28 protein-coding genes are annotated in these 26,616 nt (G+C 73.4%); 16 read left to right on the top strand and 12 right to left on the bottom strand.

Features of this window, described 5'->3' with window-relative positions; translation table 11 throughout:
- Positions 1-4 precede the first annotated feature (4 nt).
- From QRT03_RS27765 to QRT03_RS27725, 9 genes are all read left to right on the top strand, one after another.
- Positions 5-1,531 carry a ferritin family protein gene (locus tag QRT03_RS27765; protein ID WP_286056399.1) on the top strand — a complete coding sequence of 509 codons (1,527 nt, stop codon included), beginning with the start codon at positions 5-7 and terminating at the stop codon, positions 1,529-1,531.
- The gene (locus QRT03_RS27760) at positions 1,528-1,815 is read left to right on the top strand and encodes a toluene-4-monooxygenase system B family protein (protein WP_286056398.1); all 288 of its coding nucleotides are present in this window, start codon (positions 1,528-1,530) and stop codon (positions 1,813-1,815) included. Before QRT03_RS27765 ends, QRT03_RS27760 begins: the two co-directional genes overlap by 4 nt.
- The gene (locus QRT03_RS27755; protein WP_286056397.1) at positions 1,812-2,099 is read left to right on the top strand and encodes an MmoB/DmpM family protein; all 288 of its coding nucleotides are present in this window, start codon (positions 1,812-1,814) and stop codon (positions 2,097-2,099) included. Before QRT03_RS27760 ends, QRT03_RS27755 begins: the two co-directional genes overlap by 4 nt.
- A complete protein-coding gene (locus tag QRT03_RS27750; RefSeq protein ID WP_286056396.1) occupies positions 2,096-3,121 on the top strand; it encodes a ferritin family protein in 1,026 nt (341 codons plus the stop codon). Before QRT03_RS27755 ends, QRT03_RS27750 begins: the two co-directional genes overlap by 4 nt.
- A gap of 6 nt (positions 3,122-3,127) precedes the next feature.
- Positions 3,128-3,454, top strand: coding sequence for a Rieske (2Fe-2S) protein (locus QRT03_RS27745; protein ID WP_286056395.1), 327 nt, complete (start codon positions 3,128-3,130; stop codon positions 3,452-3,454).
- Positions 3,451-4,692, top strand: coding sequence for an NAD(P)/FAD-dependent oxidoreductase (locus QRT03_RS27740; protein ID WP_286056394.1), 1,242 nt, complete (start codon positions 3,451-3,453; stop codon positions 4,690-4,692). The genes QRT03_RS27745 and QRT03_RS27740 overlap by 4 nt, the downstream gene beginning before the upstream one ends.
- Complete coding sequence (locus QRT03_RS27735) at positions 4,689-5,426, top strand: iron-sulfur cluster assembly protein (RefSeq protein WP_286056393.1); 738 nt, start codon at positions 4,689-4,691, stop codon at positions 5,424-5,426. Before QRT03_RS27740 ends, QRT03_RS27735 begins: the two co-directional genes overlap by 4 nt.
- Positions 5,427-5,635: 209 nt before the next feature.
- Positions 5,636-6,022 (top strand): nuclear transport factor 2 family protein, encoded by a 387-nt coding sequence (locus QRT03_RS27730; protein WP_286056392.1) that lies wholly within the window; start codon positions 5,636-5,638, stop codon positions 6,020-6,022.
- A complete protein-coding gene (locus tag QRT03_RS27725) occupies positions 6,019-7,464 on the top strand; it encodes an NAD-dependent succinate-semialdehyde dehydrogenase (RefSeq protein WP_286056391.1) in 1,446 nt (481 codons plus the stop codon). The genes QRT03_RS27730 and QRT03_RS27725 overlap by 4 nt, the downstream gene beginning before the upstream one ends.
- 36 nt (positions 7,465-7,500) lie before the next feature.
- Here the strand turns inward: QRT03_RS27725 and QRT03_RS27720 are convergent, their stop codons facing one another.
- The 3 genes from QRT03_RS27720 to QRT03_RS27710 form a co-directional block, all read right to left on the bottom strand.
- Positions 7,501-8,460 (bottom strand): AraC family transcriptional regulator, encoded by a 960-nt coding sequence (locus QRT03_RS27720; protein ID WP_286056390.1) that lies wholly within the window; start codon positions 8,458-8,460, stop codon positions 7,501-7,503.
- Between the two features lie 173 nt (positions 8,461-8,633).
- Positions 8,634-10,895, bottom strand: coding sequence for a penicillin acylase family protein (locus QRT03_RS27715; RefSeq protein ID WP_286056389.1), 2,262 nt, complete (start codon positions 10,893-10,895; stop codon positions 8,634-8,636).
- Positions 10,895-11,947 carry an LLM class flavin-dependent oxidoreductase gene (locus QRT03_RS27710; RefSeq protein ID WP_286056388.1) on the bottom strand — a complete coding sequence of 351 codons (1,053 nt, stop codon included), beginning with the start codon at positions 11,945-11,947 and terminating at the stop codon, positions 10,895-10,897. The genes QRT03_RS27715 and QRT03_RS27710 overlap by 1 nt, the downstream gene beginning before the upstream one ends.
- Positions 11,948-12,127: 180 nt before the next feature.
- On the opposite strand from QRT03_RS27710, the gene QRT03_RS27705 reads away from it, so the two are divergent.
- On the top strand, positions 12,128-13,846 hold the full coding sequence (locus QRT03_RS27705; RefSeq protein ID WP_286056387.1) for an ABC transporter substrate-binding protein: 1,719 nt from the start codon (positions 12,128-12,130) through the stop codon (positions 13,844-13,846).
- A gap of 149 nt (positions 13,847-13,995) precedes the next feature.
- A complete protein-coding gene (locus tag QRT03_RS27700; RefSeq protein WP_286056386.1) occupies positions 13,996-14,781 on the top strand; it encodes a putative hydro-lyase in 786 nt (261 codons plus the stop codon).
- A 10-nt stretch (positions 14,782-14,791) separates the two neighbouring features.
- On the opposite strand, the gene QRT03_RS27695 is transcribed toward QRT03_RS27700, so the two are convergent.
- Genes QRT03_RS27695 through QRT03_RS27685 form a run of 3 tightly spaced genes read right to left on the bottom strand, consistent with a single transcriptional unit; the run spans position 14,792 to position 16,750 of the window.
- On the bottom strand, positions 14,792-15,184 hold the full coding sequence (locus tag QRT03_RS27695) for a hypothetical protein (RefSeq protein WP_286056385.1): 393 nt from the start codon (positions 15,182-15,184) through the stop codon (positions 14,792-14,794).
- Positions 15,181-15,750, bottom strand: a complete 570-nt coding sequence (locus QRT03_RS27690; RefSeq protein ID WP_286056384.1) for a hypothetical protein — start codon at positions 15,748-15,750, stop codon at positions 15,181-15,183. Before QRT03_RS27690 ends, QRT03_RS27695 begins: the two co-directional genes overlap by 4 nt.
- Positions 15,751-15,778: 28 nt before the next feature.
- Positions 15,779-16,750, bottom strand: a complete 972-nt coding sequence (locus QRT03_RS27685) for an EamA family transporter (RefSeq protein WP_286056383.1) — start codon at positions 16,748-16,750, stop codon at positions 15,779-15,781.
- Positions 16,751-17,140: 390 nt separating this feature from the next.
- Between QRT03_RS27685 and QRT03_RS27680 the strand changes: the two genes are divergently transcribed.
- From QRT03_RS27680 to QRT03_RS27670, 3 genes are all read left to right on the top strand, one after another.
- Entirely contained in the window at positions 17,141-17,566 is a 426-nt protein-coding gene (locus QRT03_RS27680) for a cupin domain-containing protein (protein ID WP_286056382.1), read from the top strand.
- Positions 17,563-18,816, top strand: a complete 1,254-nt coding sequence (locus QRT03_RS27675; RefSeq protein WP_286056381.1) for an aminotransferase-like domain-containing protein — start codon at positions 17,563-17,565, stop codon at positions 18,814-18,816. The genes QRT03_RS27680 and QRT03_RS27675 overlap by 4 nt, the downstream gene beginning before the upstream one ends.
- A 199-nt stretch (positions 18,817-19,015) precedes the next feature.
- Positions 19,016-19,174, top strand: a complete 159-nt coding sequence (locus tag QRT03_RS27670) for a DUF6131 family protein (protein WP_286056380.1) — start codon at positions 19,016-19,018, stop codon at positions 19,172-19,174.
- Positions 19,175-19,190: 16 nt separating this feature from the next.
- Here the strand turns inward: QRT03_RS27670 and QRT03_RS27665 are convergent, their stop codons facing one another.
- Genes QRT03_RS27665 through QRT03_RS27655 form a run of 3 tightly spaced genes read right to left on the bottom strand, consistent with a single transcriptional unit; the run spans position 19,191 to position 20,584 of the window.
- Entirely contained in the window at positions 19,191-19,460 is a 270-nt protein-coding gene (locus QRT03_RS27665) for a DUF2277 domain-containing protein (RefSeq protein ID WP_286056379.1), read from the bottom strand.
- A gap of 24 nt (positions 19,461-19,484) precedes the next feature.
- The gene (locus QRT03_RS27660; RefSeq protein WP_286056378.1) at positions 19,485-19,946 is read right to left on the bottom strand and encodes a DUF2269 family protein; all 462 of its coding nucleotides are present in this window, start codon (positions 19,944-19,946) and stop codon (positions 19,485-19,487) included.
- The gene (locus tag QRT03_RS27655) at positions 19,943-20,584 is read right to left on the bottom strand and encodes a type 1 glutamine amidotransferase family protein (RefSeq protein ID WP_286056377.1); all 642 of its coding nucleotides are present in this window, start codon (positions 20,582-20,584) and stop codon (positions 19,943-19,945) included. The genes QRT03_RS27660 and QRT03_RS27655 overlap by 4 nt, the downstream gene beginning before the upstream one ends.
- 74 nt (positions 20,585-20,658) lie before the next feature.
- Here QRT03_RS27655 and QRT03_RS27650 point away from each other — a divergent pair, with 74 nt between their 5' ends.
- Positions 20,659-21,093 (top strand): MarR family winged helix-turn-helix transcriptional regulator, encoded by a 435-nt coding sequence (locus QRT03_RS27650; protein WP_286056376.1) that lies wholly within the window; start codon positions 20,659-20,661, stop codon positions 21,091-21,093.
- Positions 21,094-21,185: 92 nt separating this feature from the next.
- On the top strand, positions 21,186-22,136 hold the full coding sequence (locus tag QRT03_RS27645) for a hypothetical protein (protein ID WP_286056375.1): 951 nt from the start codon (positions 21,186-21,188) through the stop codon (positions 22,134-22,136).
- Between the two features lie 52 nt (positions 22,137-22,188).
- Here QRT03_RS27645 and QRT03_RS27640 read toward each other — a convergent pair whose 3' ends face one another.
- The 3 genes from QRT03_RS27640 to QRT03_RS27630 form a co-directional block, all read right to left on the bottom strand.
- Positions 22,189-22,977 (bottom strand): SDR family NAD(P)-dependent oxidoreductase, encoded by a 789-nt coding sequence (locus QRT03_RS27640; RefSeq protein ID WP_286056374.1) that lies wholly within the window; start codon positions 22,975-22,977, stop codon positions 22,189-22,191.
- Positions 22,974-23,765: an alpha/beta hydrolase gene (locus QRT03_RS27635; protein ID WP_286056373.1), complete on the bottom strand. Its 792-nt coding sequence runs from the start codon at positions 23,763-23,765 to the stop codon at positions 22,974-22,976. Before QRT03_RS27635 ends, QRT03_RS27640 begins: the two co-directional genes overlap by 4 nt.
- Positions 23,766-23,853: 88 nt before the next feature.
- The gene (locus tag QRT03_RS27630; RefSeq protein WP_286056372.1) at positions 23,854-26,607 is read right to left on the bottom strand and encodes an ATP-binding protein; all 2,754 of its coding nucleotides are present in this window, start codon (positions 26,605-26,607) and stop codon (positions 23,854-23,856) included.
- Between the last annotated feature and the right edge of the window lie 9 nt (positions 26,608-26,616).

Below are 26,616 nucleotides of genomic sequence, written 5' to 3'. Positions count from 1 at the left end.
GATCATGGCGCTCCTCAAGCGCGAGGAATGGCAGGACTTCGTCCGCGACGTCGACTGGACGCTCACCTACGTCGACGACGAAGCGGTCTACCCGGAATGGTTCTCCGGCACCGGCAAGGTGCCCCGCGAGGCGTGGCTGGCCTGGGAGGAGGACTACAAGGTCTCCTACCAGGAGTACGTCTACACGCAGAAGGAGAAGGAGGCGTCGACGTACGCGGTCAAGGCCGCCCTGTCGCGCTCGGACACCTTCGACCACCTCGACGAGGGCTGGAAGTCCGCCACGAAGATGCACTTCGGCGGCGTCGCCCAGGTCGAGTACACGGCCACGCTCGCCGAGCTGAAGATGGCGCGGTTCGGCCTGAACGGCGCATGGCGCAACATGGCCACGTTCGGTCAGCTCGACGAACTGCGGCACAACGCGCTCACCACGTACTTCGGCCACGAGCTCGTCGTGAAGGACCCGCAGTACGACTGGACGCAGAAGACCTACACCACGAACGACTGGGTGCCGATCTCCCTGCGCACCCTGTTCGACGGGATCATGACGACGTCGAACGTGGTCGACTGCGCGCTGCAGGTGCCGCTGGCGTTCGAGACCGGGTTCACCAACCTGCAGTTCGTCGCGCTGTCCGCGGACGCCCTGCAGTCCGGTGACATCAACTTCGCCAACATGATCTCGTCGATCCAGACCGACGAGGCCCGGCACTCCCAGCAGGGCGTCGCGACGCTGCAGATCCTCGCCGAGCACGACCCGACGCGCGCGCAGTGGGTCATCGACAAGGCGTTCTGGGGATCGGCTCGTGCCTTCTCCGCCCTGACCGGCCCGGCGATGGACTACTACACGCCCCTCGAGCACCGGAAGCAGTCCTACCGGGAGTTCATGGAGGAGTGGATCGTCGACCAGTTCGTGCGCACGATCGAGGACTACGGCCTGAAGAAGCCGTGGTTCTGGGACGAGTTCATGCGCGGCCTGGACACCTGGCACCACAGCCTTCACATGGGTCTCTGGTTCTGGCGCCCGACCATCTGGTGGCGCCCGAAGGCCGGCGTCAGCAAGGACGAGCGCGACTGGCTGCGGGAGAAGTACCCGAACTGGGAGCAGACCTACGGCGACAAGTGGGACGTGATCATCGACAACGTCAACGCGAACAACGTCGAGGCCACGCTCCCCGCGACGCTGCCCTACCTGTGCAGCCTCTGCCACCTGCCGTGCTGCAACCCGACGCAGTCGCGGGACGGCAGCTGGCGCGTGCGCAACAAGCCGCTGAGCTACGACGGCAAGACCTACCACTTCTGCTCGAACGGCTGCCGCCAGATCTGGTGGAAGGACCGCGACAACGTCAACCACGAGACGCTGGTCGACCGCTTCCTCGCGGGCCAGATCCAGCCGATGGACGTGGGCGGGCTGCTCAACTACATGAGCATGACGCCGGACGTCATGGGGGACGACGCGGACTACGAGGCCTGGACCAAGGACTACGTGGGCCGCCCGGCCACCGGGCTCGCCGTCCCCGCGGGAGCGCAGGCATGAGCGCCGAGGTGATGGACGCGCCGCCGCAGCTGGTGCCGCTCAACGCGATCTTCTCCACCGACTTCGTGGAGATCCTCGTGCCGGTCACCACGGCGAACACGATGGACGAGGTCGCGGCCGCGGTCGCCGACCACGTCGAGGGCAAGCGCGTCCGGGCGCAGCCGTTCCGCAAGGTCGTCGTCCACCGGGGGCGGAAGCTCCCGGGCGAGATGACGGTCGCCGAGGCGGGGTTCGCCCCGCTGGACCACGTCGCCGTCGAGTACGACCTGGAGGTGCCGGCATGAAGAACCCCGTGGGCCCGATCCTGTCGCTCGGCGACGAGACCGACCAGATCATCGCGGCGATCGAGGACGACAACCCGAACACCGAGATCGAGATCATCGACCGCGGCTCCTACGTGCGCATCCAGGGCGAGGACCGACTGGTGCTCACCGAGGCGACGCTGCAGTCCTACCTCGGCTCGGACTACCGGATCCGCTCGCTGGAGAACCTGATGTCCTCCTTCACCGGCCGGGCCATCACCGCCAGCGACAAGATCACCTGGCAGCGCAAGGGAGCGAGCGCATGAGCACCCCGGCCCGCAAGCCACGCAAGCAGCGCACGTTCTCGGCGTTCGGCGACGTCCGCAAGATGCCGAGCGAGTACGAGATCGTCACGCACGCGCAGAACTGGAACACCCGCGACGGGCGGATGTCGACGTTCGAGCAGAACCCGTCGTCGCCGATCAACCTGTGGTTCCTGACCTACCGGGAGAACTCCCCGCTGCAGGTCGACGACTGGGACGGCTGGCACGACCCGGACAAGGTCGCCTACCGCTCCTACGTGAACATGCAGGCCGAGGAGCAGACCAAGCTCGACGGGCTGCTGGACAGCTACAACGAGGCCGGGGCCGACGCGGAGTTCCCCGCGGAGCAGGTCGCGCGGCTCGGGGCGCTGTTCACGCCGTCGCGCTACCTGGTGCACGGCTTCCAGCAGGTGCAGGCCTACATCGGCTACCTCGGCCACAGCTCGTACATCACGAGCGCGGCCGGCTACGCCAACGCGGACCTGCTGCGCCGCGTCACGATCGTCGGCTACCGCACCCGCGAGCTGCAGATGGCCCACCCGGACTCCGGGATCGGGACCGAGGAGCGGAAGCGCTGGGAGTCCGACGCGGCCTGGCAGCCGGCGCGCGAGGCCGTCGAGCGGATGCTCGTCGCCTACGACTTCGGCGAGGCGTTCACCGCGCTCAACCTGGTGCTGGCGCCGACGCTCGACGACGTGCTGCTCCGGCAGCTCGGCCAGGTGAGCAAGGCCGCGGGCGACGAGCTGGAGTGGCATCTCGGCAACGTCCTCGGCAAGGACGCGAAGCGGCGCGACCGCTGGTGTGGCGGGTTGGCCCGGTTCTGCGTGCAGCAGCGCGCGGAGAACGAGAAGCCGCTGCACAAGTGGATCGACCGCTGGTCGCCGCTCGCCGACGCCGCGGCGGAGGGTCTCGCCCCGCTGCTCGGCAAGCCGGCCGGCGAGGTCGTGGCCGAGGCCCGCGCGGCGCGGGAGAAGCTCCACGCCGGCATCTTCTCCACGGCCGACGCGGCCGCGGCGGCGGGGTGATCGGCGATGGGTGACACGGCGACGCAGCAGTGGCACGCGGTCATGGCGGCCGACGATCTCTGGGAGGGCGAGATGGAGGCCGTCGACGTGGAGGGCACCTCGGTCCTCCTCGTCAACCACGACGGCGACGTCTTCGCGTACAAGAACCGGTGCCCGCACCAGGAGTGGCCGCTGAACGACGGTGATCTCGACGAGAAGGAGCTCACCTGCGCCAACCACCTGTGGGTGTTCGACGTGACCACGGGCAAGGGGCTCAACCCGGCCAACTGCGCGCTGATCGGGTACCAGTGCCGGGTCGACGACGACGGCACCATCCTGGTGAACCTGGGATGAGCAGGTTCGTCCTGGTCGGTGGCGGGGTCGCCACGGCGGCCACCGCCACCGGCCTGCGGGAGGAGGGGTTCGACGGCGGGATCGTGCTCGTCGCCGCCGAGCCCCACCTCCCGTACGAGCGCCCGCCGCTGTCCAAGGAGTACCTGGCCGGCACGGTCGACCGGCCGAGCTTCCGGGCGAACCCGGAGGCCTGGTACGCCGACCACGACGTCGAGCTCGTGCTCGGGACCCGGGTCGACGAGCTCGTACCCGCCGAGCACCGGGTCCGGCTCTCGGACGGCCGGTCGCTGGGCTACGACGCGCTCGTGCTCGGCACCGGCGTCCGGGCGCGGACGCTGGACGGGTTCTCCGGGGAGCGGGTGCACGCGCTGCGCACGCTCGCCGACTCCGAACGCCTCCGGGGGAGGCTGACCGCCGGCAGGCACCTCGTGATCCTCGGGGGAGGGTTCATCGGGTGCGAGGTGGCCGCGGTCGCGGCGGGGCGGGGGGTGCGGGTGACGGTGTTCGAGCCGGAGCCCCTCCCGCTCGGTCGCGTGCTGGGCGCGGAGTTCGGCCGCGCCGTCGTCGACATCCACGCCGAGCAGGGGGTCGAGTTCCGGACCGGTCAGGTCGTCACGGCGATGACCGAGACCTCCTCCGGGCTGGCGCTGACCACGCGCGACGGCGGGGTCGTGGAATGCGACGAGCTGCTCGTCGGGGTCGGTTCGGTGCCGAACGCCGAGCTCGCGGCGGCGGCCGGCCTCGAGGTCGACCGGGGCATCCTGACCGACGAGTTCGGGCGCACCTCTGCCCCGGACGTCCACGCGATCGGGGACGTCGCCGTGCGGCACCACCCGGAGCACGGCGGACCGGTCCGGGTCGAGCACCACGACACCGCGGTGAAGCACGGTCGCCACACCGCCCGGGTCCTGCTCGGGCACGCAGAACCGTTCACCGAGCAGCACTTCTTCTGGTCGTCCCAGTACGACCACATGATCCAGTCCTTGGGGCGGATCGACGGCGAGGGCGAGACGGTGATCCGCGGGTCGGTCGAGGACCGGTCCTTCACGCGGTTCTCGCTCGTCGACGGCCGGATCGCGGGGATGGTCGCGCTGGACCGCCCGCGGGACCTGCTGGCGACGCGCAAGGTCATGGCCGTGCCGCACCGGGTGACGGCCGATCAGCTCGCGGACGACGACTTCCCGCTCAAGAGCCTGCTGCCGAAGGCAGGCGCACGCCGATCGGAGGCGCGGAGATGACGACGCTGGCCGAATCCACCGAGATCGTCGTCCGGAAGGAGCAGGTCCGGATCGCCGAGCCCGACGCGACCGCGGCCCTGGCCCGGGTGGCGGGGGAACCCGCCGTCCCGGCGCGGGCCCGGCTGCGGTTCGGGCCGGGGCCCACGTGCGAGCAGCTCGCGCGGGTCCTGGACGAGGCGCTGGTCCGGGCCCAGGAGTCCGGCCTTGACCCCGACGTGCTCGTGCTGAGTGCCGGGCAGGCCGTGGCCGCCGAGGACATCGTGCGGGTGCGGCGCAAGGCCCACGGCGTCGCGGACTGGATCAGCAGCAAGACCAGCGACGTCACGATCGTGCTCCGGCCGAAGGGGGTCGTGGCGGCCGAGTCGCTCCCTCCGGCCCCCGCGCCGCCCGCCGTGCCGCAGCCCCGCGACGACCGGCCGGAGACCGAGGCCGAGCTCGCCGTCCGCGAGGCGCTCTACGACGTCATCGACCCCGACCTCGGCGTCAACGTCGTGGACCTCGGCTTCATCCGCCGGATCCGGCTGGACGACGCCGGCGTCGCGACGATCACGATGACGCTGACGTCCGCGGCCTGCCCGCTGACCGAGGTCATGGAGGTCCAGGTCGGCCACGAGATGTCCGCCATCGACACGGAGTTCCGGGTCGAGTGGGAGTGGCTGCCGACGTGGCGGCCGGCCGACATCACCGACGACGGGCGCGAGCAGCTCCGCGCGATCGGTTTCTCCGCGTTCTGACGACGCGGTTCGCCCCCGTTCCAGGCTGAGCGAAGGGCACCTTCGGTCGGATAGACGGGCCGTGGGCGCCCCTCGCCAGTCCCTGCCCCCAACCCCACGTTGACCGAAGGGCACCTTCGCTCGGATAGACGGGCCGTGGGCGCCCCTCGCCAGCACACCGGCGCCCACCCCAGGTGGACCGCGCCCTTACCCACGACACAGAGGGAGACATGGCGATGACGCACGCCCAGAACGTGACGGTCGAGACGCTGGAAGCGCTGATGAAGGCGTTCAACGCGCACGACCTCGACGCGATCATGGAGTACTTCACCGACGACTGCGTCTTCGACGCCTCGAAGGGACCCGACCCCTGGGGTGCGCGCTCCACCGGCAAGGCCGCGGTGCGCGCTGCCCTGGCCGCCCGGTTCGAGGGCGTCCTGGACGTGCAGTACGACGCCGACCGGCACTGGATCTGCGGCGACCTCGGGGTCTCCGAGTGGCTCGTCCACGGGACGACGACCACCGGCGCCACCGTCAGGGCGCGCGGCTGCGACCACTGGGAGTTCCGCGACGGGCTGATCGCCCGCAAGGACTCCTACTGGAAGATCGTCGGGTGAGCGTCGACCCCACGCTCACTCACGTCCACGGCCTCCTGGCCCGCCTCGCCCCGCCCACGTCGCACGACACCTTCAGCGTCCTCGACCCGTCGACCGGCGAGCCGATCGCGGAGGTCGCCCGGGTCGGGGCCGCCGAGGTCGACGCGGCGGTCGATGCGGCCGCCGACGCCCTCCCGGCATGGTCGGCGACCGCCCCGCGGCGGCGCTCCGAGATCCTGCACGCCGCCCACGCGCTGATGCTCGCCGAGCTCGAACCGCTGGCGCTGCTGATGAGTCTGGAGATGGGCAAGACGCGAGCGGACGCCCGGGCGGAGGTCCGCTACGCCGCGGAGTTCTTCCGGTGGTTCGCCGAGGAGGCGGTGCGCATCGGGGGCGAGTTGCGCACCGCGCCCGGCGGGGCGAATCGCATCGCCACCGTCCACCGGCCCGTCGGGGTCGCCCTGCTGCTGACGCCGTGGAACTTTCCCGCGGCGATGGCCACGCGCAAGCTCGCCCCGGCGCTCGCGGCGGGCTGCACGGCCCTGCTCAAGCCGGCCGAGGACACTCCGCTGACCGCGGTCTACCTCGGCGATCTCCTGTCGCGGGCCGGCGTGCCCGACGGCGTCGTGCACGTCCTGACGACGGACCGTCCGGCGGAGCTCGTCGAGTGGGCCCTGGCGGACGCCCGGGTGCGGAAGGTGTCGTTCACCGGTTCCACCCCGGTCGGCCGGTCGCTGCTCCGCCAGACCGCCGACCGCGTCGTCAACACCTCGCTCGAACTGGGCGGGAACGCGCCGTTCCTGGTGCTCGAGGACGCGGACCTCGACGACGCCGTCGAGGGCGCGATGTACGCCAAGATGCGCAACGGCGGCCAGGCCTGCACCTCGGCGAACCGGTTCCTCGTGCACTCGGCCGTGGTCGACGACTTCGCCGAGCGACTGACCGGGCGGATGGCCGCGCTCCGGGTGGGGCCGGGCACCGACGAGGCGACCGAGCTGGGCCCGATGGTCAACGCGAAGCGGCAGCGCGACCTCGCGGCCCGCGTCGACGGCGCGGTCGGCGCCGGCGCGAAGGTCCACACCGGCGGGGAACCCCTCGAGCGTCCCGGCTTCTTCTACCCGGCCACCGTGCTGAGCGGCGTCGGCCGGGAGAGCGTCCTGTCGGTCGAGGAGACCTTCGGGCCGATCGCCCCGATCATCGAGGTCGAGAGCGACGACGACGCGGTCGCGCTCGCGACCGACACCGAGTTCGGGCTCGCTGCGTACGTGTACTCCCGCGACCTGGGACGCGCCCTGTCGGTGGGCGAGCGGCTGCAGGCGGGGATGGTCGGTGTGAACCGGGGCGCGATCTCCGACCCGGCCGCCCCGTTCGGCGGCATGAAGCAGTCCGGGCTCGGCCGCGAGGGCGGCTTCGAGGGCATCCACGAATACCTCGAGGTCAGCTACCTCGCCGTCGCCTGGTGATGCCGGAGGGGGCCGGGACGTCCCGGCCCCCTCGGCTCAGGCCTGCTCCGCCTGGGGCCCCTGGTCGCGGCCGGCCAGCGCGTCGCTGCACGCGCGCGGGGTCATCCCGTACCGGTCGCGGAACTCGTTGATGAAGTGCGACGTGCTGCGGTAGCCGACGGACTTCGAGATCTGCGTGATGCTGGCCTCGTTCTCGATCAGCAGTTCCCGCGCCTTCGTCAGCCGCATCTCCTTGATGAACTGGTACGGCGACCGCCCGGCCACGTCGCGGAACAGGTGCGAGAACGCGGACGGGCTCATGAAGGCCCGCTCGGCGAGATCGCTGACGCTCAGCGGTTCGGCCAGGTTCTCGTGGACGTAGGCGATGATCGCGCTGACCGGGTTGCTCTCGCTCTCGCTCGCCGCCCGTTCGATCAGACGGCTGTACTGCTCGGCCTGCAGCGCCCGGTACACGATCTCCTTGAGGTACACGGGAGCCAGGACGCGACGGTCCGCGCCGTTCGAGAGCGCGCGTAGGAACCGCAGGATCGCGTCCATCATCTCGCGGTCCAGCGCGGAGACGAAGGAGTGGTTCTCCGACCTGGGTGCCCGCGTGCTCGTGAACGCCGCGGTCTCGCGTTCGAGCAGGATGTCCGACGACACCTGACGCACGAGTTCGTGGTCGAGCTGGAGACCGAACGAGAGGAACGGCTTCGCGGGGCTGGCCTCGACGATCTCCGTCCGGAACGGCGCGTTGTCGTTGATCGCGAAGTAGGTGAGCGGGTCGTAGAAACACTTGACGCCGTTCGCGGTGACGCACTTGCGGCCCTGCGCGATCACGCACAGGTGCAGTTCGCGAACCTCCTCCCACAGCGGGACGGCCGGCGCGTCGTAGCGGTACATCGTCAGCCCGGGCCAGAGGCCCTCGTTCATCCCAATCTTGGGCGTCCGCGACTTGAGCTCGGCCACCAGGTCGCCCGGGGCGATCCGGAACTCGAGGGGGTTCAGCGCCGTCATCGGACCTCCCGATCGCAGAAGACGTCCCGCTCTGTGTCTTCCGAGGAACCTGGATTTCCTCGCACGATACAGCGCGGCCTCCCCCGTGGTGAAGGGGCGTCCGGCGACGGTAGACGCCGCCACCGCCCCGCGGTGAAGGAATCCTGTCGAGTTCCTGCGCATTCCGACGGCTCTCAGCGGGGCCGCAGGACGAGCCGGTCGGTGGTGGCCTCCTCGACCGCGGCCCGGCTGTAGAGCAGGGGGAACGACCCGTCGTCGGCCCACACCTCGAGCAGGTCGGCGTAGTGCTGGGAGCGCGGGTCGCCGGACTGACCGGGGGAGTTGACGACGCGCGAGCGGTCCCAGTCCCCGACGTCGACGACCATGCGGAAGCTGCTGCCCATGACGGCGTTGAACTCCGCGTCGTGTCCGGACAGACCGACGGTGTCGCCACTGCCCGGGCGCGGCACCGCGGGCAGGGAACCCGCGGCGCCCAGCACGGGGTGCCGGAGCTCGGTGCGGTGCAGCGCCCCCCACGTCCACGTCGCCCGGTCCGGGCCGAGCCGGTCCTCGATCTCGGCGACGGCGGCGCGCAGCGTCACCCCGACCCCGTCGGCCAGGAGCGCGGGATCGTCGTCGAGCAGGTCGACCATCCGCAGGTCCGGGCGCAGGTCGGAGAACAGCGTGTCCTCCCGGACGAGCCGGCCGCGCGCCGCCGGGTCCGCCGAGGCCCCGAGCCGCTCCAGACACCGGTCGACCAGCCACGGCCGCAGGTGCCGGCGCAGCCAGATCTGCGCGATCAGCGCGGCGCGGGACCCGGCGTCCTCGACGCCGTCCCAGGCCTGCAGCTCCTGCCACCAGGGGTCGACCTCGGCCGGCACGTCGAGGTCCGCGAGCCGCTCGAGCAGTCGCCGGGCGTGCGTGTTCACCACGTCGGCCTGCATCGCCAGGCTCGCGTCCACGTCCACGTCCACGTCCACGTCGACGGCGTCGTCGTCCGCGAGCCACGCCGCCAGGCGCTCGTGCCGGGCGCCCGAGTACCAGTCCGTGGTGACGACGCCCGCCTCGGACGGCAGGTACTGGTTGGACGTCGTGGCCCATCCCGACGGCGGGTCCAGCCGGCCGGGGAGCTCCTCGAACGGCAGCGTCCCGTCCCACTCGAAGCGTCCGTCGCCGGGCACCGGCAGCGCCCCGTTCCAGCCGGTGCGTCGCGGCACCCGCCCGCACGCCTGCACCCCGATCGTCCCGTCGACCGACGCGAACACCTGGTTGACGCCGGGTGCACCCCAGTGGGCGAGGGCGTCCCGGAACCCGGCGGCGTCGGCCGCGTCCTGGTAGCCCAGGCTCGCGAGGTAGGGAGCCATCCCCGGCTCCAGCCAGGCTGCCCGCACCGCGACGGCCGTCCGCGTCCGGGGATCGACGTGCACGACCGGTCCGTGGCGGGAGAAGGCCAGGCGCACGACGGCGTCGTCGGCCCCGGCCACCGCGATCCGCTCCTCGACGACCTCGAACGCCGCCCACCCGCCGTCGTACGCGTAACGCCCGTCGTCGGTCGGGTGGAGCTCGTGGACGGAGAGGTCCTCGTGGTCGATCGGCCAGATCGTGAGGCCGAAGGCGACCCGGCCGTTGTGGCCGATGGAGATGCCGGGCAGGTGCGGCTCGCCCGCCCCGATCACGGAGAGCCCCGGCGCCTCGAGGTGGGCGAGGTAGCGCAGCGACGGCACCGTGACGGCCCGGTGCGGGTCGTTCGCGACGACGGGTCGGCCGGTGCCGGACCGCGCGCCGGACACGACCCAGTTGTTGCTCCCCGCCGCCGCGAACCCGACCGGGCCGCACGCGAGCCGGTGGACGTCGAGGACCTCGTCGCCGAGCCCGCGCAGGACGTCGGGCCCGGGCACGTCGAGTGGGCCGCCCGGCTCCCGCACGGCCCGCAGCTCCTCGGCCTCCGTCCCGAGGTCGCGCACCGTCAGGGCCCGGGCGAGCTCCTGTTCCGCGTTGTAGAAGAGACCGTGCGTCCGGATGCGCACGACGTCCTCGGGGGCCCATCGCGCCGGGAGGTGACCGAGCGACGCGAACTCCGGCGGCAGGCGCTCCTCCGGGGCCTCCAGCGCCCAGCCGACGTAGGCGTTCACCCCGGCGACGAACGCGGTGACGACCTCCTGCGTGCCCTCGGGGTACGCGGCCCACTCCCGCTCCATGTCCCCACGGAACAGGAACAGCCGACGCGCCCGGTCCTCCTCCAGGTGCCGGGCGCCGAACACCTCGGCGAGCCGCCCGAGCCCGCGTCGCCGCCAGAGATCGATCTGGAAGAGCCGGTCCCGCGCCGCCTGGAAGCCCTGCGCGACGAAGGCGTCGCGCCGGTGGGCGGCGTAGACGTGCGGCACCCCCCAGCGGTCGACGAGCACCTCGACGTCGTCGTGGAGTCCGTCGACGACGACCTCACCGGGCAGGGGCATCAGTCCGCCAGCAACGGCATGACCTGAGCACCGAAGCGGTCGATGTCGGTCAGGTAGTCCTGGAAGGTGAACATCACGCCGCTGACGCCGTCGACGTCGGAGATCGCGCGCAGCTGCTCGGCGACGCTCTTCGGGTCGCCCTTGATGATCTCCCAGAGCATGAAGTTGTCGTTGCCGAGCAGGGTCGCGTGCAGCGAGTTCTCGTCGGCCTCGGAGTTCATCGACGCGTGCCCGGTCATCGTCTTGACGACCTCCAGCTCCTGGCTCTCGCGCCACCGGCCGATGACGTCGTCGCATTCGGCGAGGCTGTCGCGCACCACGCACTGGTAGAGCGGGAACGCCTCCATCGGCCGGCCGGCCTTCTGTGACGCGGCGTTGACCCGACCCATCTGCTCGGTCAGCTCGCCGATGTCGAGCTTGCCACCCATGAACTGGTAGTCGGCGTGCTCGGCGGTGAACTGCATGCCGCGGTCCGACTGCCCCGCGCAGACGACCTTCGGCATGTTCCCGTCGTCGAACCAGGGCTCCAGGCGCGCATCCTTCATGTGGAAGAACTGCCCGTCGAAGTCGGTCTGTCCGGTCTCCCAGAGCTCGCGCATGACGGTCATGTACTCCGCCGCGTAGTCGTAGCGGTAGCCGAAGTACTCGTCGCCGGGCCACAGGCCCATCGACTCCCACTCCGGCTTCTCCCACCCCGAGATGATGTTGACGCCGAACCGGCCGGGGCCCGCGATGTCGGCGATCGTCTTGCACTGCTTGGCGGCGTAGACCGGTGGCACCGAGAGCAGGGAGATCGACGGGATCAGCATGACCTTGCGCGTCACCGCCGCGAGCGCAGCCATCGTCGTGAAGGAGTCCAGGGCGTAGTTCCAGAAGTGGATCTCGCCGTCCATGCCCTTGTACTTGTTCGGGGCGAGGAGGAAGTCGAAGCCGTAGTGCTCGGCCTTCAACGCGGTCTCCTGCATGAGGAACCAGTCGGGCTTCCACCAGGGCGCCTCGGTCGAGATGACCCAGCCGCCGGACAGGGTCGGGGCGAAGATTCCGAGACGCACGGGGCCCTCCACGGATTCGGGGATCGGGGAATGCCGGGACGCTAGGACGACGTCGGCCGCGGCGGATCGGTAGAACGACGGACCCCGTGTTTCCGGCGTGGAGCCATCACGTCACGAGGGGTCCCGTCGGGGCCTCGCGGGGTTAGGGTCCCGACGACGGCGCGTGGGAGACGGGCGGCCATGGACCTGAGGACGTCGCAGGGGACGCCGGGGCGGGCCGCGGTGCGGGTCGACGCCGCCGCGGAGGTCCGGGTCGTCGAGGACGGCCGTGCCGACGACGTGCCCTCCGACCTGCGTCGACTCGCGGCCGGGGCGGTGGCGGCGGACGTCGGCGAGCTGCGGGTGGTCCGGCTCGGGCCGGTGCCGCTCGCGGTGCTGGTGCAGGTGGAGGACGCGACGGCCGTGGTTGCCGTCGAACCGCTCGAGGCCCTCCCGCACGGGCTGAGCCGCCGCGAGCTCGAGGTGCTGACCCTGCTGGTCGCCGGATTGACCAATGCGGCCGTCGCGACCCGGCTGGCGATCGGGGCCCGCACGGTCGCGACCCACGTGGACCGGGTGCTGAGCAAGCTCGACGTCGCCTCGCGCGGAGCCGCGGCGGCCCGGGCGCTCGACGAGGGCCTGGTCGTGGTGCCGCCACCCGGCGGCCCGGTCGGCTTCGAGCAGCTCCGACTCGGCCGGGCGATGGCCGCCGCGGACCGGACGCCGGCCCGCCGCGGAGCGAGCCCCCGTCCCGTGCATCGCCGGCCGCTGCGGGTGGGGGCGCTCCTCCCGCTCACCGGGGTGGCGGCCGCGGACGCCCGCGAGATGGAGCAGGGCGCACGACTCGCGATCGAGGAGCTGAACGCGGCCGGCGGGGTGGCCGGCCGGCGGCTCGAGCTGCGCGTTGCCGACGTGGATCCGCAGGACGCGACCACCGTCGCGGCCGGCTTCGAGGGGTTGCTCGCCGCGGACGTCGACGTCCTCACCTCCGGCTACCTCGCCCGCCAGGACCTCGCGCACGACCTGGCGGCCGCCGCCGGCGTGCCGTACCTGCACGCGGCGACCTCCGGGCTGATGGAGCAGCGCGCCGCGGAGGACCCCGGACGGTTCTCGCGCGTGTTCCAGGTCTGCCCGAGCGACGTCCACTACGGGCCGCACTTCGTGGACGTCGTCAGTGGCCTGCGCGACCGCGGCACCTGGCGTCCGGGGTCCCGTCGCCTCCTGGCCGTCCGCCAGCCCGCGTGGGACCTCGTCGACCTCGGTCTCTCGGCGGCCGCCGACCACGCGGAACGGCGCGGGTGGGCGCTGACCGTCGAGGCCCCGAGGGCGGGCGGGTGGCGGGAGGCCGGCGCCCGCGCCGCGGGGGACGACCCGGCCGCCGTCATGATCGGCAGCTATCTCGTCGACGACCACGTGGCGTTCGTCGAGGGATTCCGCGACGCCGGGGGAGCGGGACTGCTCTACGGGATCTACGCCCCGTCGGTGCCGGAGTTCCGGCTCCGCCTCGGCGACCGCGCGGACGGCATCCTCTGGGCCACGACCACCGGCACCTACCCGGACCGTCTCGGCCGCTCGTTCGCGGCCCGCTACGCGCGGCGCTTCGGCGTCGTCCCCGGACGCTCGCACGCCGGGATCGCCTACGACCGCGTGCGCCTGGTCGCCGGGGCCTGGGCCGCCGCGGACTTCCGCGACTTCTCCGCGGTCGCCGACCACCTCCGCGCCTCGGTCTACCGCGGGGTCAACGGGGCGTACAGCTTCGACGCCCCGGGGCAGACGGCACGCACGTGGTCCGGAGAGGGCGCGGGCGACCCGTCGCTGGCCCAGGCGCACCTCGTGCACCAGATCCAGGACGGCCACCAGCGGGTGGTCGGCCCCGCGACCTACGCCGACGGTGCCCTCGTCCTGCCGCCGCTCACCTGACAGGTGGTCGGCCGGCGAGTGCGACGTCGGGCAGGTTCTGTCGCCTCGAATCCTGCGTCGTGTCGCACTCGGTGGGCTGGTCGTCCGGGCCGAGCTCCCGCTACGAGAATCGTTCAACGATCCGGCAATCTTCGGGGTAGGGTCGGGCCATGGACGGCAGCCCTGGGGCCTACAGCCCGCACGAGGCCCGCGCCCTGTTCCGCGACGGGCTCCGCACGCCGACCGCGGGATGGTGCACGGGCAGGACCCAGGCGAACCTGATCGCCGTCCCGCGCGACTACGCCTACGAGGTGCTGCTGTTCGCGCAGCGCAACCCGAAGCCGTGTCCCGTCCTCGACGTCTCCGAGCCCGGCGCGACGTCGACGACGGTCTTCGACGGCGACCTGCGCACCGACCTGCCCGCCTATCGCGTCTACGTGGACGGGAAGTACGCCGACGAGGTCGACGACGTCCGCGAGCACTGGCGCGACGACCTGGTCGCCTTCCTGATCGGCTGCTCGTTCACGTTCGAGGACGCCCTGGCCGCGGCCGGGGTCCCGATCCGCCACGTCGAGCAGGGCCGCAACGTCCCGATGTACCGGACGGACCGCGCCTGCCGGAGTGCGGGCGACCTCGCCGGGCCCCTCGTGGTGTCGATGCGCCCCGTCGCTCCCGACCTCGTCGCGACGGCGGTGCGCGTCACCTCGCGCTACCCCGCGGTCCACGGCGCCCCGGTGCACGTCGGCGACCCGTCCGCCCTGGGCATCGACGACCTCGACCGGCCCGACTTCGGCGACCCGGTCGAGATTCCCGACGGCGAGCTCCCGGTCTTCTGGGCCTGCGGGGTCACCCCGCAGGCCGCGGTGATGGCGAGCCGTCCGCCCCTGGCGATCTGCCACGCGCCCGGCCACATGGCGATCACCGACGGCCACGACACCGAGCTCGTCGTCCCCTGACGGGGCCCGGTCAGCCGTCGAAGAGGACGACGTCGCGAGCGTCGTGCTCGGCGATCGTGACCGGGTTGTCCCACACCGAGTCGTCGACGGTCCCGACCGGCGGGGTGTCGATCACCAGCACGTACCCGTGGCCGGTGTGGAAGACGGCCTGCACGGTCGCGGGATCGGAGACGCGGCGGGTGGGCGCGGAGCCTCGGGCGGTCCGGCGGTCGGTCCGCGCCGCGAGCCGGCCCGAGAGGTGCTCGCCGACCGCGGCCGTCCACTCCTCGGCACCGCGGACGAACCGGACCGAGCGCACCCGGTCGGCCGGGTGGCCCACCGCGGCCCCGGCGAGCTCCGCGAGCTCGGCATAGCGGGACTCGGCCGTGTCGGGGTCGGTGCCCGGAACGAAGAAGGCCGTCACGACGAGGCCCGGCCGACGAGGATCTGACGGCGCGGCCACGGACCCGGGCACGGCGGTTCCTCCCGCGCCTCCGACGCGCGGTCCACCAGCCACGGGGGCTCGAGGACCTCGGCGGACGACCACGAGGTCGGCCCCCAGGTCAGCCCGCACCCGTGCGTGGTGGCGGCGACGAGGCGGTCGCGGTGGTCGGGGAGGACCTCCTCCGACGCCCGGTTCTCCAGCGACTCGACGTCGACCGGGCGTTGCGCACCGTCCGCGTCCCGGACGGTCGTGCCGACGAAGAAGTGCACGTGCGGCCGGAGCCCGTTGATGCGGCGGACCCGCTCCTCGACGATGTGCGTGATCCGCAGCCGGTCCGACCCGGACTGCAGGGCACGCGCCGTCTCGCGGGCCTCGTCGATGTAGACCTTGCGCAGCGCCGCGACCTCGGACGCGTGGCCGGTGGACTCCAGCATCGTCATGTAGATCGCCAGCGAGAGCGGCATCGGGATCGTCACGTCGATCGCGTCGTCCGGCGGGAAGCCCGTGACCAGGTCGAACAGCGGAGCAGGATCGAGCTGCGGCACCGGAACCACCCCCGCCCGGACGGTACGGCTAGCTCTCCGGGCCCGCCGGACGATCATCGACCCCGGGCGGTTCGGCCCACCGGATCAGGGCGATCGCCGCGACGATGAGCACGCCCCCGGCGATCTGCGGTGCCGTCGGTCGCTGGGAGACGAGCCACCATGCGCCGAGCACCGCGAACAGCACCTCGCTCAGGCCGACGAACGACGCGAGCCGCGACCCCAGGCGCGCGACCGCCGCGATCCCCGCCAGGTAGGCCAGCGTCGTCGAGAACGCCGCCACGAGCACGACCCCGACCCACCACGGCGCGGTCGAACCCGCCAGGTCGATCGACGCCGTCGTCGCCGTCAGCGGCAGGAGACCCACGAGCCCCACGAGCACGACGACGACGCTGCCCACCACCGCCCCGCCGGCGGTCAGGACGAGGGCGGGTGGTCCGTCCGCCTCCCCGGCCGCAGCCGAGAGACGGAAGTAGGCCGCCAGGCAGACCGCGGCACCGAGACCCCAGAGCACCCCGACGACGTCGACCTCCGCGGCCCGCCACACCTCCAGGACGAGCACGAGGCCCGCGATCGCGAGGGCCGCGCCGCCCAGGGTGGCCGGGCGCGGTCGCTCGGCGTTCCGGGTCCATGTCCACGCCAGCAACAGGACCGGGGCGGTGTACTCGATGAGCAGGGCGACGCCCACCGACAGCCGGTCGACGGCGCTGAAGTAGCAGACCTGTGCCCCGGCGAGGGGGACCACGCCGTAGACGGCGACGGCGCGCAGATCGCGCGCCGCCGGCCGGAACCCGCGGGCCACGACGACCACCAGGGGCACGGCGAGCAGGAGTGCAGTGCCCCCGAGCCGGCCCAGCACGACCGCGATCGGGGACCACCCGACGGCGAGCAGCGAGGCGGCGAACGGACCGGCGAGGCCGAACGAGAACCCGGACAGCAGCGCGATCGCCAGGCCGCCGGACGTCCGTCCGCCCCGGGGGGTCTCGACGGCGGGTGGGCTCACGTCCGGTGATCAGACCAGGATGTGGTCGCCGATGTCGAGGACGGGGTCCCGCTCCCGCCCGCTCCCCAGCGGCGGGAGCGGGACCCTCCTTCGGTGCGGAACCCGTGACGCCGTCCCCGAACGCCGTCCCGAACTCCGTGCGCGGGGAGTGGCCCCGGCCCGAGCACTCGAAACACGGCCGACCGTCCTGGATCGGTCCGGGACCTGCATCGCGCCGCCCGTTCACCCGGGTGGCGACCGCCGCTGCCCGGGATGCGACGGACGAGTGGTCCGGAGGCGCCAGCGGAGTGATTGTGCCCAATACGACTTCGCAGCGTGACAAGATCCTCGCCAGAGTGGCCCGGACAGGTGAACGGGCTCGAGTTCGAGCCACCGATCTTGGGGGACACCGTGACCACGACCGAGACGCCGCGATGCCGTGTCGTCGATGCGGGTGACATGGCGGAGGGCAAGCAGCGCGCCCAGCTGTTCGAGGGGGTCGCGGCCGGCACGGTCGGGTCCCGCGGTCTGTGCATGCACCTCGTGACCATCCCGCCGGGAGCGGCGGGGGACGCGCACCGCCACGACGCGCACGAGACCGCCCTGTTCGTGCTCGAGGGCGAGGCCGACACCTGGTTCGGACCGGACCTCGCCGAGTGCGTGACCGTCCGCGCGGGTCAGTTCCTCTACATCCCCGCCAACGTGCCGCACCGCCCGGTCAACCGATCGACGGAGCGTCCGGTCCGCGCCGTCCTGGCGCGCACCGACCCCAACGAGCAGGAGAGCGTCGTCCTCCTGCCGCACCTGGACCACGCCCACCCGGCAGGCCCGGCATGACGATCCCGCTCGCGACGCGCATGCACGGCATGACGACGACCGCCATCCGCCGCGCCCTGGACCGCCCCCTGCGCGCGGACACGATCTCGCTGGCCGGAGGCCTGCCCGCTCCCGAGACCTTCCCGGTCGACGAGTACCGCGCAGCGCTGCACCGCCGTCTCACCGACACGCCCGTCGACGCGCTGGCCTATGGCTCCACCGAGGGATGCGTGGAGCTGCGGACGGCGATCGCCGAGCTGATCCCGCGCGCGGCCGCAGGACCCGACCGACTCCTCGTCACGAACGGATCGCAGCAGGGCCTGGATCTCGTGGCCCGGTTGCTGCTCGACCCGGGCGCGGGGGTCGTCGTCGAGAACCCGTCCTACCTCGGCGCGCTGGAGACCTTCCGGCAGTACCAGCCGCGCGTGTACCCGCTCGCCTCGGACGCCGAGGGCCTCCTGCCCGCCGCCCTGTCCGAGGCCCTGCGCCGGGACCGCGGACCGGGGGGACCGAACCGCCTCCGGATGCTCTACCTCGTGCCGACCTTCGCGAACCCGACCGGCGCCGTGACGAGCCGCCGACGGCGTCTCGAGATCCTCGAGGTGTGCGAGCGCCACCGGCTGCCCATCGTCGAGGACGACGCGTACGGCTCGCTGCGCTACGACGACGTGGACGGCGCCGGGGACGCCGAGACGTTCGCCGCGCTGGACACCAGTGGCCTGGTGATCCACCTCGGCACGTTCTCGAAGATGCTCGCGCCCGGGCTGCGGCTGGGATGGATCGCAGCCGCTCCCGAGCTGGTACGCCCCCTCCACCACCTGAAGGAACGCTCGGATCTCGCGAGCGCCGGGGCGGCGCAGCTCGCGGTCGCCGACCTCCTGCGCGAACCGGGCTTCCTCGCCGGACACCTCGAGCGCGTCCGGGACGTCTACCGTGCGCGGCGCGACGCGATGGTCGCCGCCTGCGCGACCCGGCTGGGGGAGGCGGCGTGCCTCCGGGTGCCCGGCGGGGGCTTCTTCGTCTGGCTGACGACCGGCGGTCTCGACACCGCTCGGCTCCTCCACGAGGCGCTCGCCCCGCGTGACGGCGGCCCCGTCGCCTTCGTCCCCGGAGCCGGCTTCCACGTCGGCGACCCGCCCCGGGACACGGTGCGGCTGAGCTTCTCGGCGTGCCCGCCGGAGAGGATCGCGGAGGCGGTCCGTCGGCTCGGTGCGGTCCTCGACCTCGCGCGTGCCGAGGGGGACGACGCAGCCGCCGTGTCGGCGGCCTGAGTGCGACCGTTCGCCGAGGACGGGGAGGACGGCGCTGGGCCGGACGCGATGGAATGGAACGCGAGCGGCGCAACTTCGCCCCGATCGGTCCTGCGGGAGAACCGTGGTTCGTCCGGGGGTCGTTGTCCCGGCTGTCGGCGAGGACATCTCACGGGAACCTCACCGGCGTCCGGAAGCTCCCCACCTCGGAGGCAAACTCGTGATCATCCTCGGCATCATCCTCATCGTCCTGGGCTACCTGGCCCCCGTCCCCGCGTTCGTCGCCACCATCGGCTGGATCCTGCTGGTGGTCGGCCTGGTCCTCACCGTGCTCGGCGCGGTCGGCCGGGGCGTCGGCGGGCGCAAGACGTACTTCTGATCGACCGCGGGGCGGGTCAGCGGGCGTAGCGCTCGCGGGCCCGCTCCCGCGCCTTGAACGCCTCGACCTCGCGGTCCTTCGGGGGAGCGGTCGTCACCAGCTCGTCGAGCAGGGTGCGGGTGGTCGCCGTGATCTCGGCGACCGCCCGGGCGAAGGCCTCCTCGTTGGCCTTCGACGGCTTCGCCGCACCGCTGATCTTGCGGACGTACTGCAGGGCGGCGTCGTGCACCTCGTGCTCGGTCGCCGGCGGCTCGAAGTTGTGCAGGACCCGGATGTTGCGGCACATGGAAGCGATGGTGCCGCACCGAGGTCACACTCCGGTCGTCGAGCCGGGCCGCAGGATCATCAGCACCGTGACCGTCGCCCACAGCAGGTTGAACACGCCCGTCGTGCCGGCGAGACCGCCGACGAGCGTGGCGGGGGAGGGGTGCGGTACCTCGCCGGTGACGGCGCCGAGCAGGGTGCGTTGCCGCGGGAGGACCCCGACGGCCAGCACGACGACGGCGGCGAGGGTCAGCACGATCGACACCAGCACCCACGCCTCGGTGAGCACCCCCATCGACGACGCGGTGGCCAGGCCGAACACCGGCACGGCGATTCCGACGAGGGCGTAGGTCCGGCAGACGCGGGCGAGGACCGCCAGCCGGCCGACCTCCTGCGGGTCAGCGAGCGCCCGCCGCGCCTCCGGCGGGAACATGCTCGCCGCGACGCACACCGGACCGACGGCCACGATCGCGGCCAGGACGTGGACCGAGAGCAGGACCGCGTTCACGCCCGGACCGGCGTCCCGCTCGCCCGCCACACCGTGCCGCGGCGCTCGAAGCGGATGACCCGCTCGACCGCGTGCGCGACCTGCGGCCCGACCTCCCGCTCGAGGAGGTGCAGCGCGAGGTCGATCCCGCACGTCACGTTGCCGGCGCTCACGAGGTCGCCGTCGTCGACGACGCGGGCGTCCACCGGGACCGGGGCCGTCCCCGTCAGATCCGCCCCGCGCTCGTGGGTGACCAGCGGCCGCCCGTCCGCGAGCCCGCTCCAGGCCACCAGCAGCGACCCGCCGCATACCGTGGCGACGGTCGTCCCGTCGTGGTCGAGGGCCGCGCGCAGGGGCCCGGCCAGGGGGCCGATCGCGCGGGTGAGGAGGGCTCCGACGCTCCCCTCCTCCTGCGGGTCCAGGGACAGCGAGCCCGCCACCCCCGGCACCACGACGACGTCGACGGCGGGGTCCAACGTCGCGGTCGCCGCCAACGAGATCGCCGGCAGGCCGCTCGGGACGAGGCGCGGCCCGTCGACGCCCGCGAACTCGACGGTCACCCCGCCGCCGCTCATCCCGCCCCCGACCGTGAGGACCTCGTAGGGCCCGAGTACGTCCAGGGGGTCGAAGCCGTCGAACAGCACGATCTGCACGCGCATGGTCGTCCCTCCTCGGTTTCAGTGTGACTGAAACAACGTACAGTCGGACTGCAACCCGGCGGAAGGGGGAGCTCGTGGCGCGTGAGGACGGCCCTCCCGTCAGCGCCGCGTTCCTGCTGATGACCCTCGGTCGTCGCGTCCGGGACGAGGTCGAGGCGGGCCTGCGGGCGGAGGCCATGTCGCTGCGCCACCTGTCCGCGCTCGGTCATCTCGCCTCCGGGCCGGGGCTCTCCTACAGCGAGCTGGCCCGGCGGGCGGGCGTGACCCCGCAGAGCATGCAGGCGACGCTGAACGCCCTCGAGGCACGCGGCGCCGTCGTGCGGGTCACCCATCCGGGCCGGGGTCGGAGGGCCGAACTGCACGTCACCGACGAGGGCGAGCGCCTGCGGGGCGTCGGGCGCGGAATCCTCGCGGCGATCGACGACCGGATCGCGGAGCAGCTCCCCGACGAGGCCGCCACTGCGGTGACGCAGGCCCTGCTCGCGCTGATGCGGGCGCCCGGGGTCTGAGCGTCGAGGCGTCACCCTCGTGCGTGTCCCGTCGTTCACCGGGCAACGACGTCCGCGACGACCCCCGTCGTCGCAGGAGAGGGGGCACGGCCATGTCCGTCCCGACCCGCGGGATCGCCCGCCACCTCGTCCTCGCCGGTTCCGTGGCGGCGGGCCTGCTCGGCACGGGTGCAGCGGCCCTCGCCGCGCCCGCCCCCGCGCCGGTCGCCGGGCAGACGATTCCCGCCTCGTGCGGGGACGCCGTCACGGCCAGCCCGGGGGACACGGTCCGCATCTCGTCGCGGACGGGCAAGCCGTACGACGTCCCCGTGACCGCGAAGTCGCCCTCCTCGCAGGTCTGGCGCGCCGGCGTGCTGTGCGAGGTGCGCGTGAACGTCGTGCAGCGTCCGGTCGCCGCGGCCGCTCCGGCAGCGGTCGTGCCCCTGGCCCCGGCCGCCGGCACGGTGCCGGCGGCGGGCGCGCTGCCGCCGACCGCGCCGGTGGCGCCCGTCGCTCCCGCCCCCGCGCTCCGGACCGCCCCCGCCGCCGCGCCCTCGGCCGGCCAGCGCGCCCTGCTCACCCCGGGGGGTGTCCCGGCCGCCGCGCCCGGGGCGGCCCTCGGGTCCCTGCCCACGATGGCTCCCGGCGTCGCTCCGGCACCGGCGCCCGGCGCGGTGCTCCCGCCCGTCGTCGGCGACCCGTCGGCCGCGGTGACCCGGGCGGCGGACGGCCGCCCGGACACCGGCGACGCCCCCTCGGACGTCCCGCTGGTGCTCGGTGCCCTCGGGGTCGGAGCGGCCGCGGCCGCGGCGATCCGGTACCGGATGCTGCACCGCCGGATGACCGACGCGCAGCCCGCGCCGGCACCGGTCCCGGCGCCGCCCGCACCCGCCGTCGTGCCGGCGGCGCAGCACGCGGAGGACGTCACACGCTTCGCAGCGGCGCCCATCGACCCGTCGCTCGCCGAGACCGCGTTCGTGCCGCGCGTCGAGGAGGGCATGACCGTGCTCGACCCCTTCGCCGACACCGCGTTCGTCGAGCCCGTGCCCGCCGGACGACTCTGACCGGGCCCGCCGCGCCGACCCACCTGGTGTGATCAACAGGCCCTGAGGCTGGTCAGACGGTGGTCACCATCCCGCCGTCGATGACGACGTCCGTGCCCGTGACGTTGCCGGCGGTCTCGGAGGCGAGGAGCAGCACGACCTGCGCGACCTCCGACGGGCGGGAGAACCGACCCGTCGGGGTCCCGGCGACCGCGGCCGCCCGGATGCTCGCGGGGTCGGCCCCCTGGGCCTGCCCGATCGTCTCGGCCACCCCACCGGCCCCGAGCCAGAGATCGGTCTCGACGGGGCCCGGGCTCACCGTGTTGACGCGGACCCCCGACGGCCCGAGCTCCTTCGACAGCGACTTGCAGAAGCTCCGCAGGGCGGCCTTGGCCGCGCTGTAGTCGATCACCCCGGGGTCGGGCAGCGTCGCGTTGACCGAGCAGACGGTGACGATCGCCGACGGCGCCCGGCGGACGAGGTGGGGCACGGCCGCGCGGGTCGCGCGGACGGCGGACAGCAGGTTCACCTCCAGCGCCCACTGCCAGTCGGCGTCGCCCACCTCGACGAATCCGGCGGTGCGGGGGCGGACACCCCCGACGTTGTTGATCAGCAGGTCGACGCCGCCGAAGCGCTCGACGGCCTGCTCGACGAGGGCGCGGCTGCCGTCGGAGGAGGTCAGGTCGTCGAGGACGACGAGCACGTCGCCGTCGTCGGAGAGGGCGGTCAGCTCCGCCGAGGCGTGCCGGGCACCGGCCGCGATCCGGACGCCTTCGCGGACGAGCGCCCGCGTGACCTCCAGCCCGATGCCCCGGCTCGCGCCCGTCACCACCGCGGTCCGCCCGGCGAGGTCGAGCTTCACAGCTCGTGTTCCTTCAGCCAGGTCAGGCAGAGCTCGGCGACCGCGGGCCATCCGGAGTCGATGATCAGCGAGTGGCCGCGGTCGGGGAGGGTCTGGATGTCGGTGACGGCGGAGGAGTGCCGGTACTGCTTGAGGGTCGAGCGCGTCACGGACTCGGGGACGGTGTGGTCCTTCCCGCTGGCGATCAGCAGGAGCGGCCCGCGGCCCTCGTTCCCGGTGTCGACCTTCGCCGGGGAGTGCGGGTCGAAGTTCGCCGACGCCGCCTCGAACAGGGGGCGCCCCGGGGCCGGGATCGTCCAGCGCTCGTGGAGCCGATCGGATTCCTCCTCCGACACCGCATTCGCGAACGCGTAGCGGAACTGCTCGGCGGTCAGCGACACGGAGCGGTGCCGGTTGGCCGGGTTCCGGAAGACCGGCAGGGTCGCGCGCAGTGCCGAGAGCGGGACCGGGAGCACGCCCTTGATCTGCGCCGCGTCGATCGCGACGGCGGCGCGGGCGCGGTCCTGCCCCAGGAGCTTCTGGGCGATGAGGCCACCGAAGGAGTGCCCGACGAGGATCGGGGCGGAGGGGAGCGTGTCGACGATCGCCGCGAAGTGGTCCACCACGGCGTCGATGCCGTGGTCCGCGATCGCGTCCGGGTCGCGCCGGGACTCCTCGACGGTGTCGTGGTCGCCGGGCCACCCCGGGGCCTGCGGGTCGTAGCCCGCCTCACGGAAGGTCTCGATCCACGGCCCCCACGACGTCGCGTGCAGCCACAGACCATGGATGAAGAGCACGGGTGTCGCCACCGTCGTCTCCTTCGCCGGGCGGTTCCGGCCCTGCTCGCCGGTGCACCGCTGAGGCACCGAACGTAGGACGACGGAGGTCCGGGCGGCTTCAGTCGCGACGACTCAACGCCTGCGGCTCCAGTGCTGCCGCGAGCTGGCCGCGGCCGGTGATCCCGAGCTTGGGGAACACCCGGTAGAGGTGCGAGCCGACCGTCCGGTGGGACAGGAACAGGCGCTGGCCGATCTCCCGGTTCGACAGCCCCCGGGCCGCCAGCTCGGCGATCTGCGCCTCCTGCGGGGAGAGCCGTTCGCGGGGTCGGGTCGCCGGCCGCCACCCCCGCTCACCGGTGGCCCGGAGCTCGCGGTCGGCCCGCCGCGCCCAGGTGTGGATCCCGGACGCGTCGAAGTGGGCGCGGGCCGCGCGCAGCGGCGCCCGCGACTCGGCGGTGCGCCGTTGCCGCCGCAGCCACGACCCGTGGGCGAGCTGGAGGCGGGCGTGGTGCCACGGGTACGCCCGACCGGCACCGTCCAGCGCCGTCGCGAAGAGGTCCTCGGCCGACGTCGGGTCGGCCAGCACCGCCCGGGAGTACTCCAGCGCGACCGACGACCCGACCGCGGGGGAGTCGCCGGCGAGCCGTTCGGACGAGCGCAGCAGGGCCGTGGCCTCCTCGCGGCGGCCGGCGTGGACGGCGGCGTCGGCGAGGTAGCTGATCGTCCACAGCTGCTGCACCCGATGACAGGACGGGTCGGCGTGGACGAAGACCCGGTGCAGCTCGCCGTAGGCCGGCTCGGGGCGCTCCGCGCCGAGGGCGGCGACACCCCGCGCGAGCTGCGCGCCCGCGAGCAGCGACGAGCTCGCGTTCGGGGTGCGCGACGCCGTGTCCTCGGCCTCGCCCAGCAGGGGGTGGTGGACGTCCCAACCGCCGCCCAGCGCCTCGACCACGGCGACGGCGACGCCGGCGGTCGCGGCCCACACCGCCTGCCCGGTCTCCTCGGCGAGGCGTCGGGCCTCGTCGGCGGACCGGGACACGTCGAAGACACCCGTGTTGATCTCGGCCCAGGAGCGCAGGGCGAGCGTCTCGGCCAGCAGACCCAGCCGGCCCTGCTCGCGGAGCTCCCCGACCGCGGCGGAGAGGAAGGTGTCGGCCCGGCCGAAGTCCCCGACGCAGAACGCGGCGACACCGAGGAGCGCGGCGAGGTCGGGGCGGCCGTGCGCGTCCGCGGGCCACTGCTCCAGGCCGTGCACGACCGCCGGCGCGACCGTGAGGGACTCCGAGAGCCCGAGCACCGCGAGGACACGAGGGTCGTCGGCCGGCAGCGTCACCTCGTGGGCGGCGCGGAGGATGTCGTCCCGGACGGCCGGGCCGGGGTCGCGCCACCACACCCGCCGGGCCGCCCCGAAGAGCAACTGCAGTGCCAGATCGACGTCGTCGTCGGTCGTCGCGCGCCGGGCCAGCCCGACCAGGTGCCGGATGTCCGCGGGCTCGCTCCTGGACCCGTCGTGGAAGACCCCCTCGAGGCGGGCGAGCCGGGACCGCTCCCGGACCGCGAGGCCCGAGCGGGCGACCTGTGCCGTGATCTGCTCGACCTGCGCGAAGCGCCCGAGCTCGTACCCGAGCTCGGCCGCGCCGATCAGCCGCGCGGCCCGCCGACCCGGGTCCTCGCTCAGGGCGGCCGCCCGCTGGAGGCGGTCGAGGGCGGTGGACACCGCGCCGCGCCGGTGGGCGTGGCCGGCCGTCCGTTCGAGCTCGACCGCGAGCGTCTCGTCGGGGCCGGGAGCCGCGGCGGCCCGGTGGAGGACGGCGCGGTCGGGGTCGGCGGCCACGACGCGGGCCAGGGCGAGGTGCGCGCTCCGGCGGGCGTCGGCGGGCATGGCCCGACGCAGCGCGGACCCGATCAGGGGGTGGGCGACCTGGTAGGTCCCGCCGTGCACGGTCAGCAGACCGAGGTCGGACGCCGGCCGTGCGGCGGTCGCGTGTCCGGCCGCGGGCAGCACGATCGCGGCCGCCGCGAGGACCTCGTCGAGGTCGTCGCCGTCGTGCAGGACCGCCATGTCCAGGACCACCCGCGCGGCCCCGTCGAGCTCGTCCGCCCGCGCCACGAACGTCCGTTCCAGGCGCGCGGTCATCGGCAGGTCGTCGTCGGGATCGGCAGGCCGTCCGTGCTCGAGCGCGACGGCCAGCTCGAGCAGCGCGAGGGGGTTGCCGTCCGCATGCCGCACGATGCGGTCGCGGATCGCCGGCGCCAGGTCCGGGGCGCGCGTGGCGAGCAGCGTCCTCGACGCGTCCTCGTCCAGCCCCCGGACCTCGATCCAGGTCCCGGTCTCGTCGTCGGCGGACAGGGACCCGGGACGGGCGGTCCGCACCAGGGCGATCCGCTCCGTGCCGATGCGCCGCGCGACGAAGGCGAGCGCGTCGACCGACGGCGGATCCATCCGGTGGACGTCGTCGAGTCCGACGAGCACCGGTGCGTCGGCGGCCGCGTCGACGAGGAGCTCGAGGACCGCGAGCGCGGTGAAGAACGGGTTGACCGCGCCCGGGTCGGCCATCGCGAAGCCCGCGAGGAGCGACTCCCGCTGGCGCTCGGGCAGCCGGTCCGCGCGGGAGAGCAGGGGCCGCAGGAGCTGGTGCAGGGCCGCGTAGGGCAGGTGCGCCTCGGACGGCGCACCCCGCGCCGTGAGGACCCGGAACCCCGACGCCCGCGCGTGCTCGGCAAGAGCGGTCAGCAGCGCGCTCTTCCCGACGCCGGGTTCGCCCACCAGCCCGAGGACCACGCCGCCCTCGTGGACGGCGTCCAGCCGCCCCACCAGGGACCGCAGCTCCTCGTCGCGTCCGACGAGGTCCCGGTCCGGGCTGGTGGTCACCCCGTGGAG

It is taken from the genome of Actinomycetospora termitidis (assembly GCF_030286555.1).
In the GTDB taxonomy this organism is placed as follows: domain Bacteria; phylum Actinomycetota; class Actinomycetes; order Mycobacteriales; family Pseudonocardiaceae; genus Actinomycetospora; species Actinomycetospora termitidis.
The sequence above is the reverse complement of the archived record's forward strand: the minus strand, read 5'-3'. Positions and strand labels throughout refer to the sequence as shown.

Bases quoted from the DNA above. Each gene is read 5' to 3' on its own strand.
- QRT03_RS27765 (WP_286056399.1), top strand. From the start codon at position 5: ATGGCGCTCCTCAAGCGCGAGGAATGGCAGGACTTCGTCCGCGACGTC.
- QRT03_RS27760 (WP_286056398.1), top strand. From the start codon at position 1,528: ATGAGCGCCGAGGTGATGGACGCGCCGCCGCAGCTGGTGCCGCTCAAC.
- QRT03_RS27755 (WP_286056397.1), top strand. From the start codon at position 1,812: ATGAAGAACCCCGTGGGCCCGATCCTGTCGCTCGGCGACGAGACCGAC.
- QRT03_RS27750 (WP_286056396.1), top strand. From the start codon at position 2,096: ATGAGCACCCCGGCCCGCAAGCCACGCAAGCAGCGCACGTTCTCGGCG.
- QRT03_RS27745 (WP_286056395.1), top strand. From the start codon at position 3,128: ATGGGTGACACGGCGACGCAGCAGTGGCACGCGGTCATGGCGGCCGAC.
- QRT03_RS27740 (WP_286056394.1), top strand. From the start codon at position 3,451: ATGAGCAGGTTCGTCCTGGTCGGTGGCGGGGTCGCCACGGCGGCCACC.
- QRT03_RS27735 (WP_286056393.1), top strand. From the start codon at position 4,689: ATGACGACGCTGGCCGAATCCACCGAGATCGTCGTCCGGAAGGAGCAG.
- QRT03_RS27730 (WP_286056392.1), top strand. From the start codon at position 5,636: ATGGCGATGACGCACGCCCAGAACGTGACGGTCGAGACGCTGGAAGCG.
- QRT03_RS27720 (WP_286056390.1), bottom strand. From the start codon at position 8,460: ATGACGGCGCTGAACCCCCTCGAGTTCCGGATCGCCCCGGGCGACCTG.
- QRT03_RS27715 (WP_286056389.1), bottom strand. From the start codon at position 10,895: ATGCCCCTGCCCGGTGAGGTCGTCGTCGACGGACTCCACGACGACGTC.
- QRT03_RS27705 (WP_286056387.1), top strand. From the start codon at position 12,128: ATGGACCTGAGGACGTCGCAGGGGACGCCGGGGCGGGCCGCGGTGCGG.
- QRT03_RS27700 (WP_286056386.1), top strand. From the start codon at position 13,996: ATGGACGGCAGCCCTGGGGCCTACAGCCCGCACGAGGCCCGCGCCCTG.
- QRT03_RS27675 (WP_286056381.1), top strand. From the start codon at position 17,563: ATGACGATCCCGCTCGCGACGCGCATGCACGGCATGACGACGACCGCC.
- QRT03_RS27665 (WP_286056379.1), bottom strand. From the start codon at position 19,460: ATGTGCCGCAACATCCGGGTCCTGCACAACTTCGAGCCGCCGGCGACC.
- QRT03_RS27655 (WP_286056377.1), bottom strand. From the start codon at position 20,584: ATGCGCGTGCAGATCGTGCTGTTCGACGGCTTCGACCCCCTGGACGTA.
- QRT03_RS27645 (WP_286056375.1), top strand. From the start codon at position 21,186: ATGTCCGTCCCGACCCGCGGGATCGCCCGCCACCTCGTCCTCGCCGGT.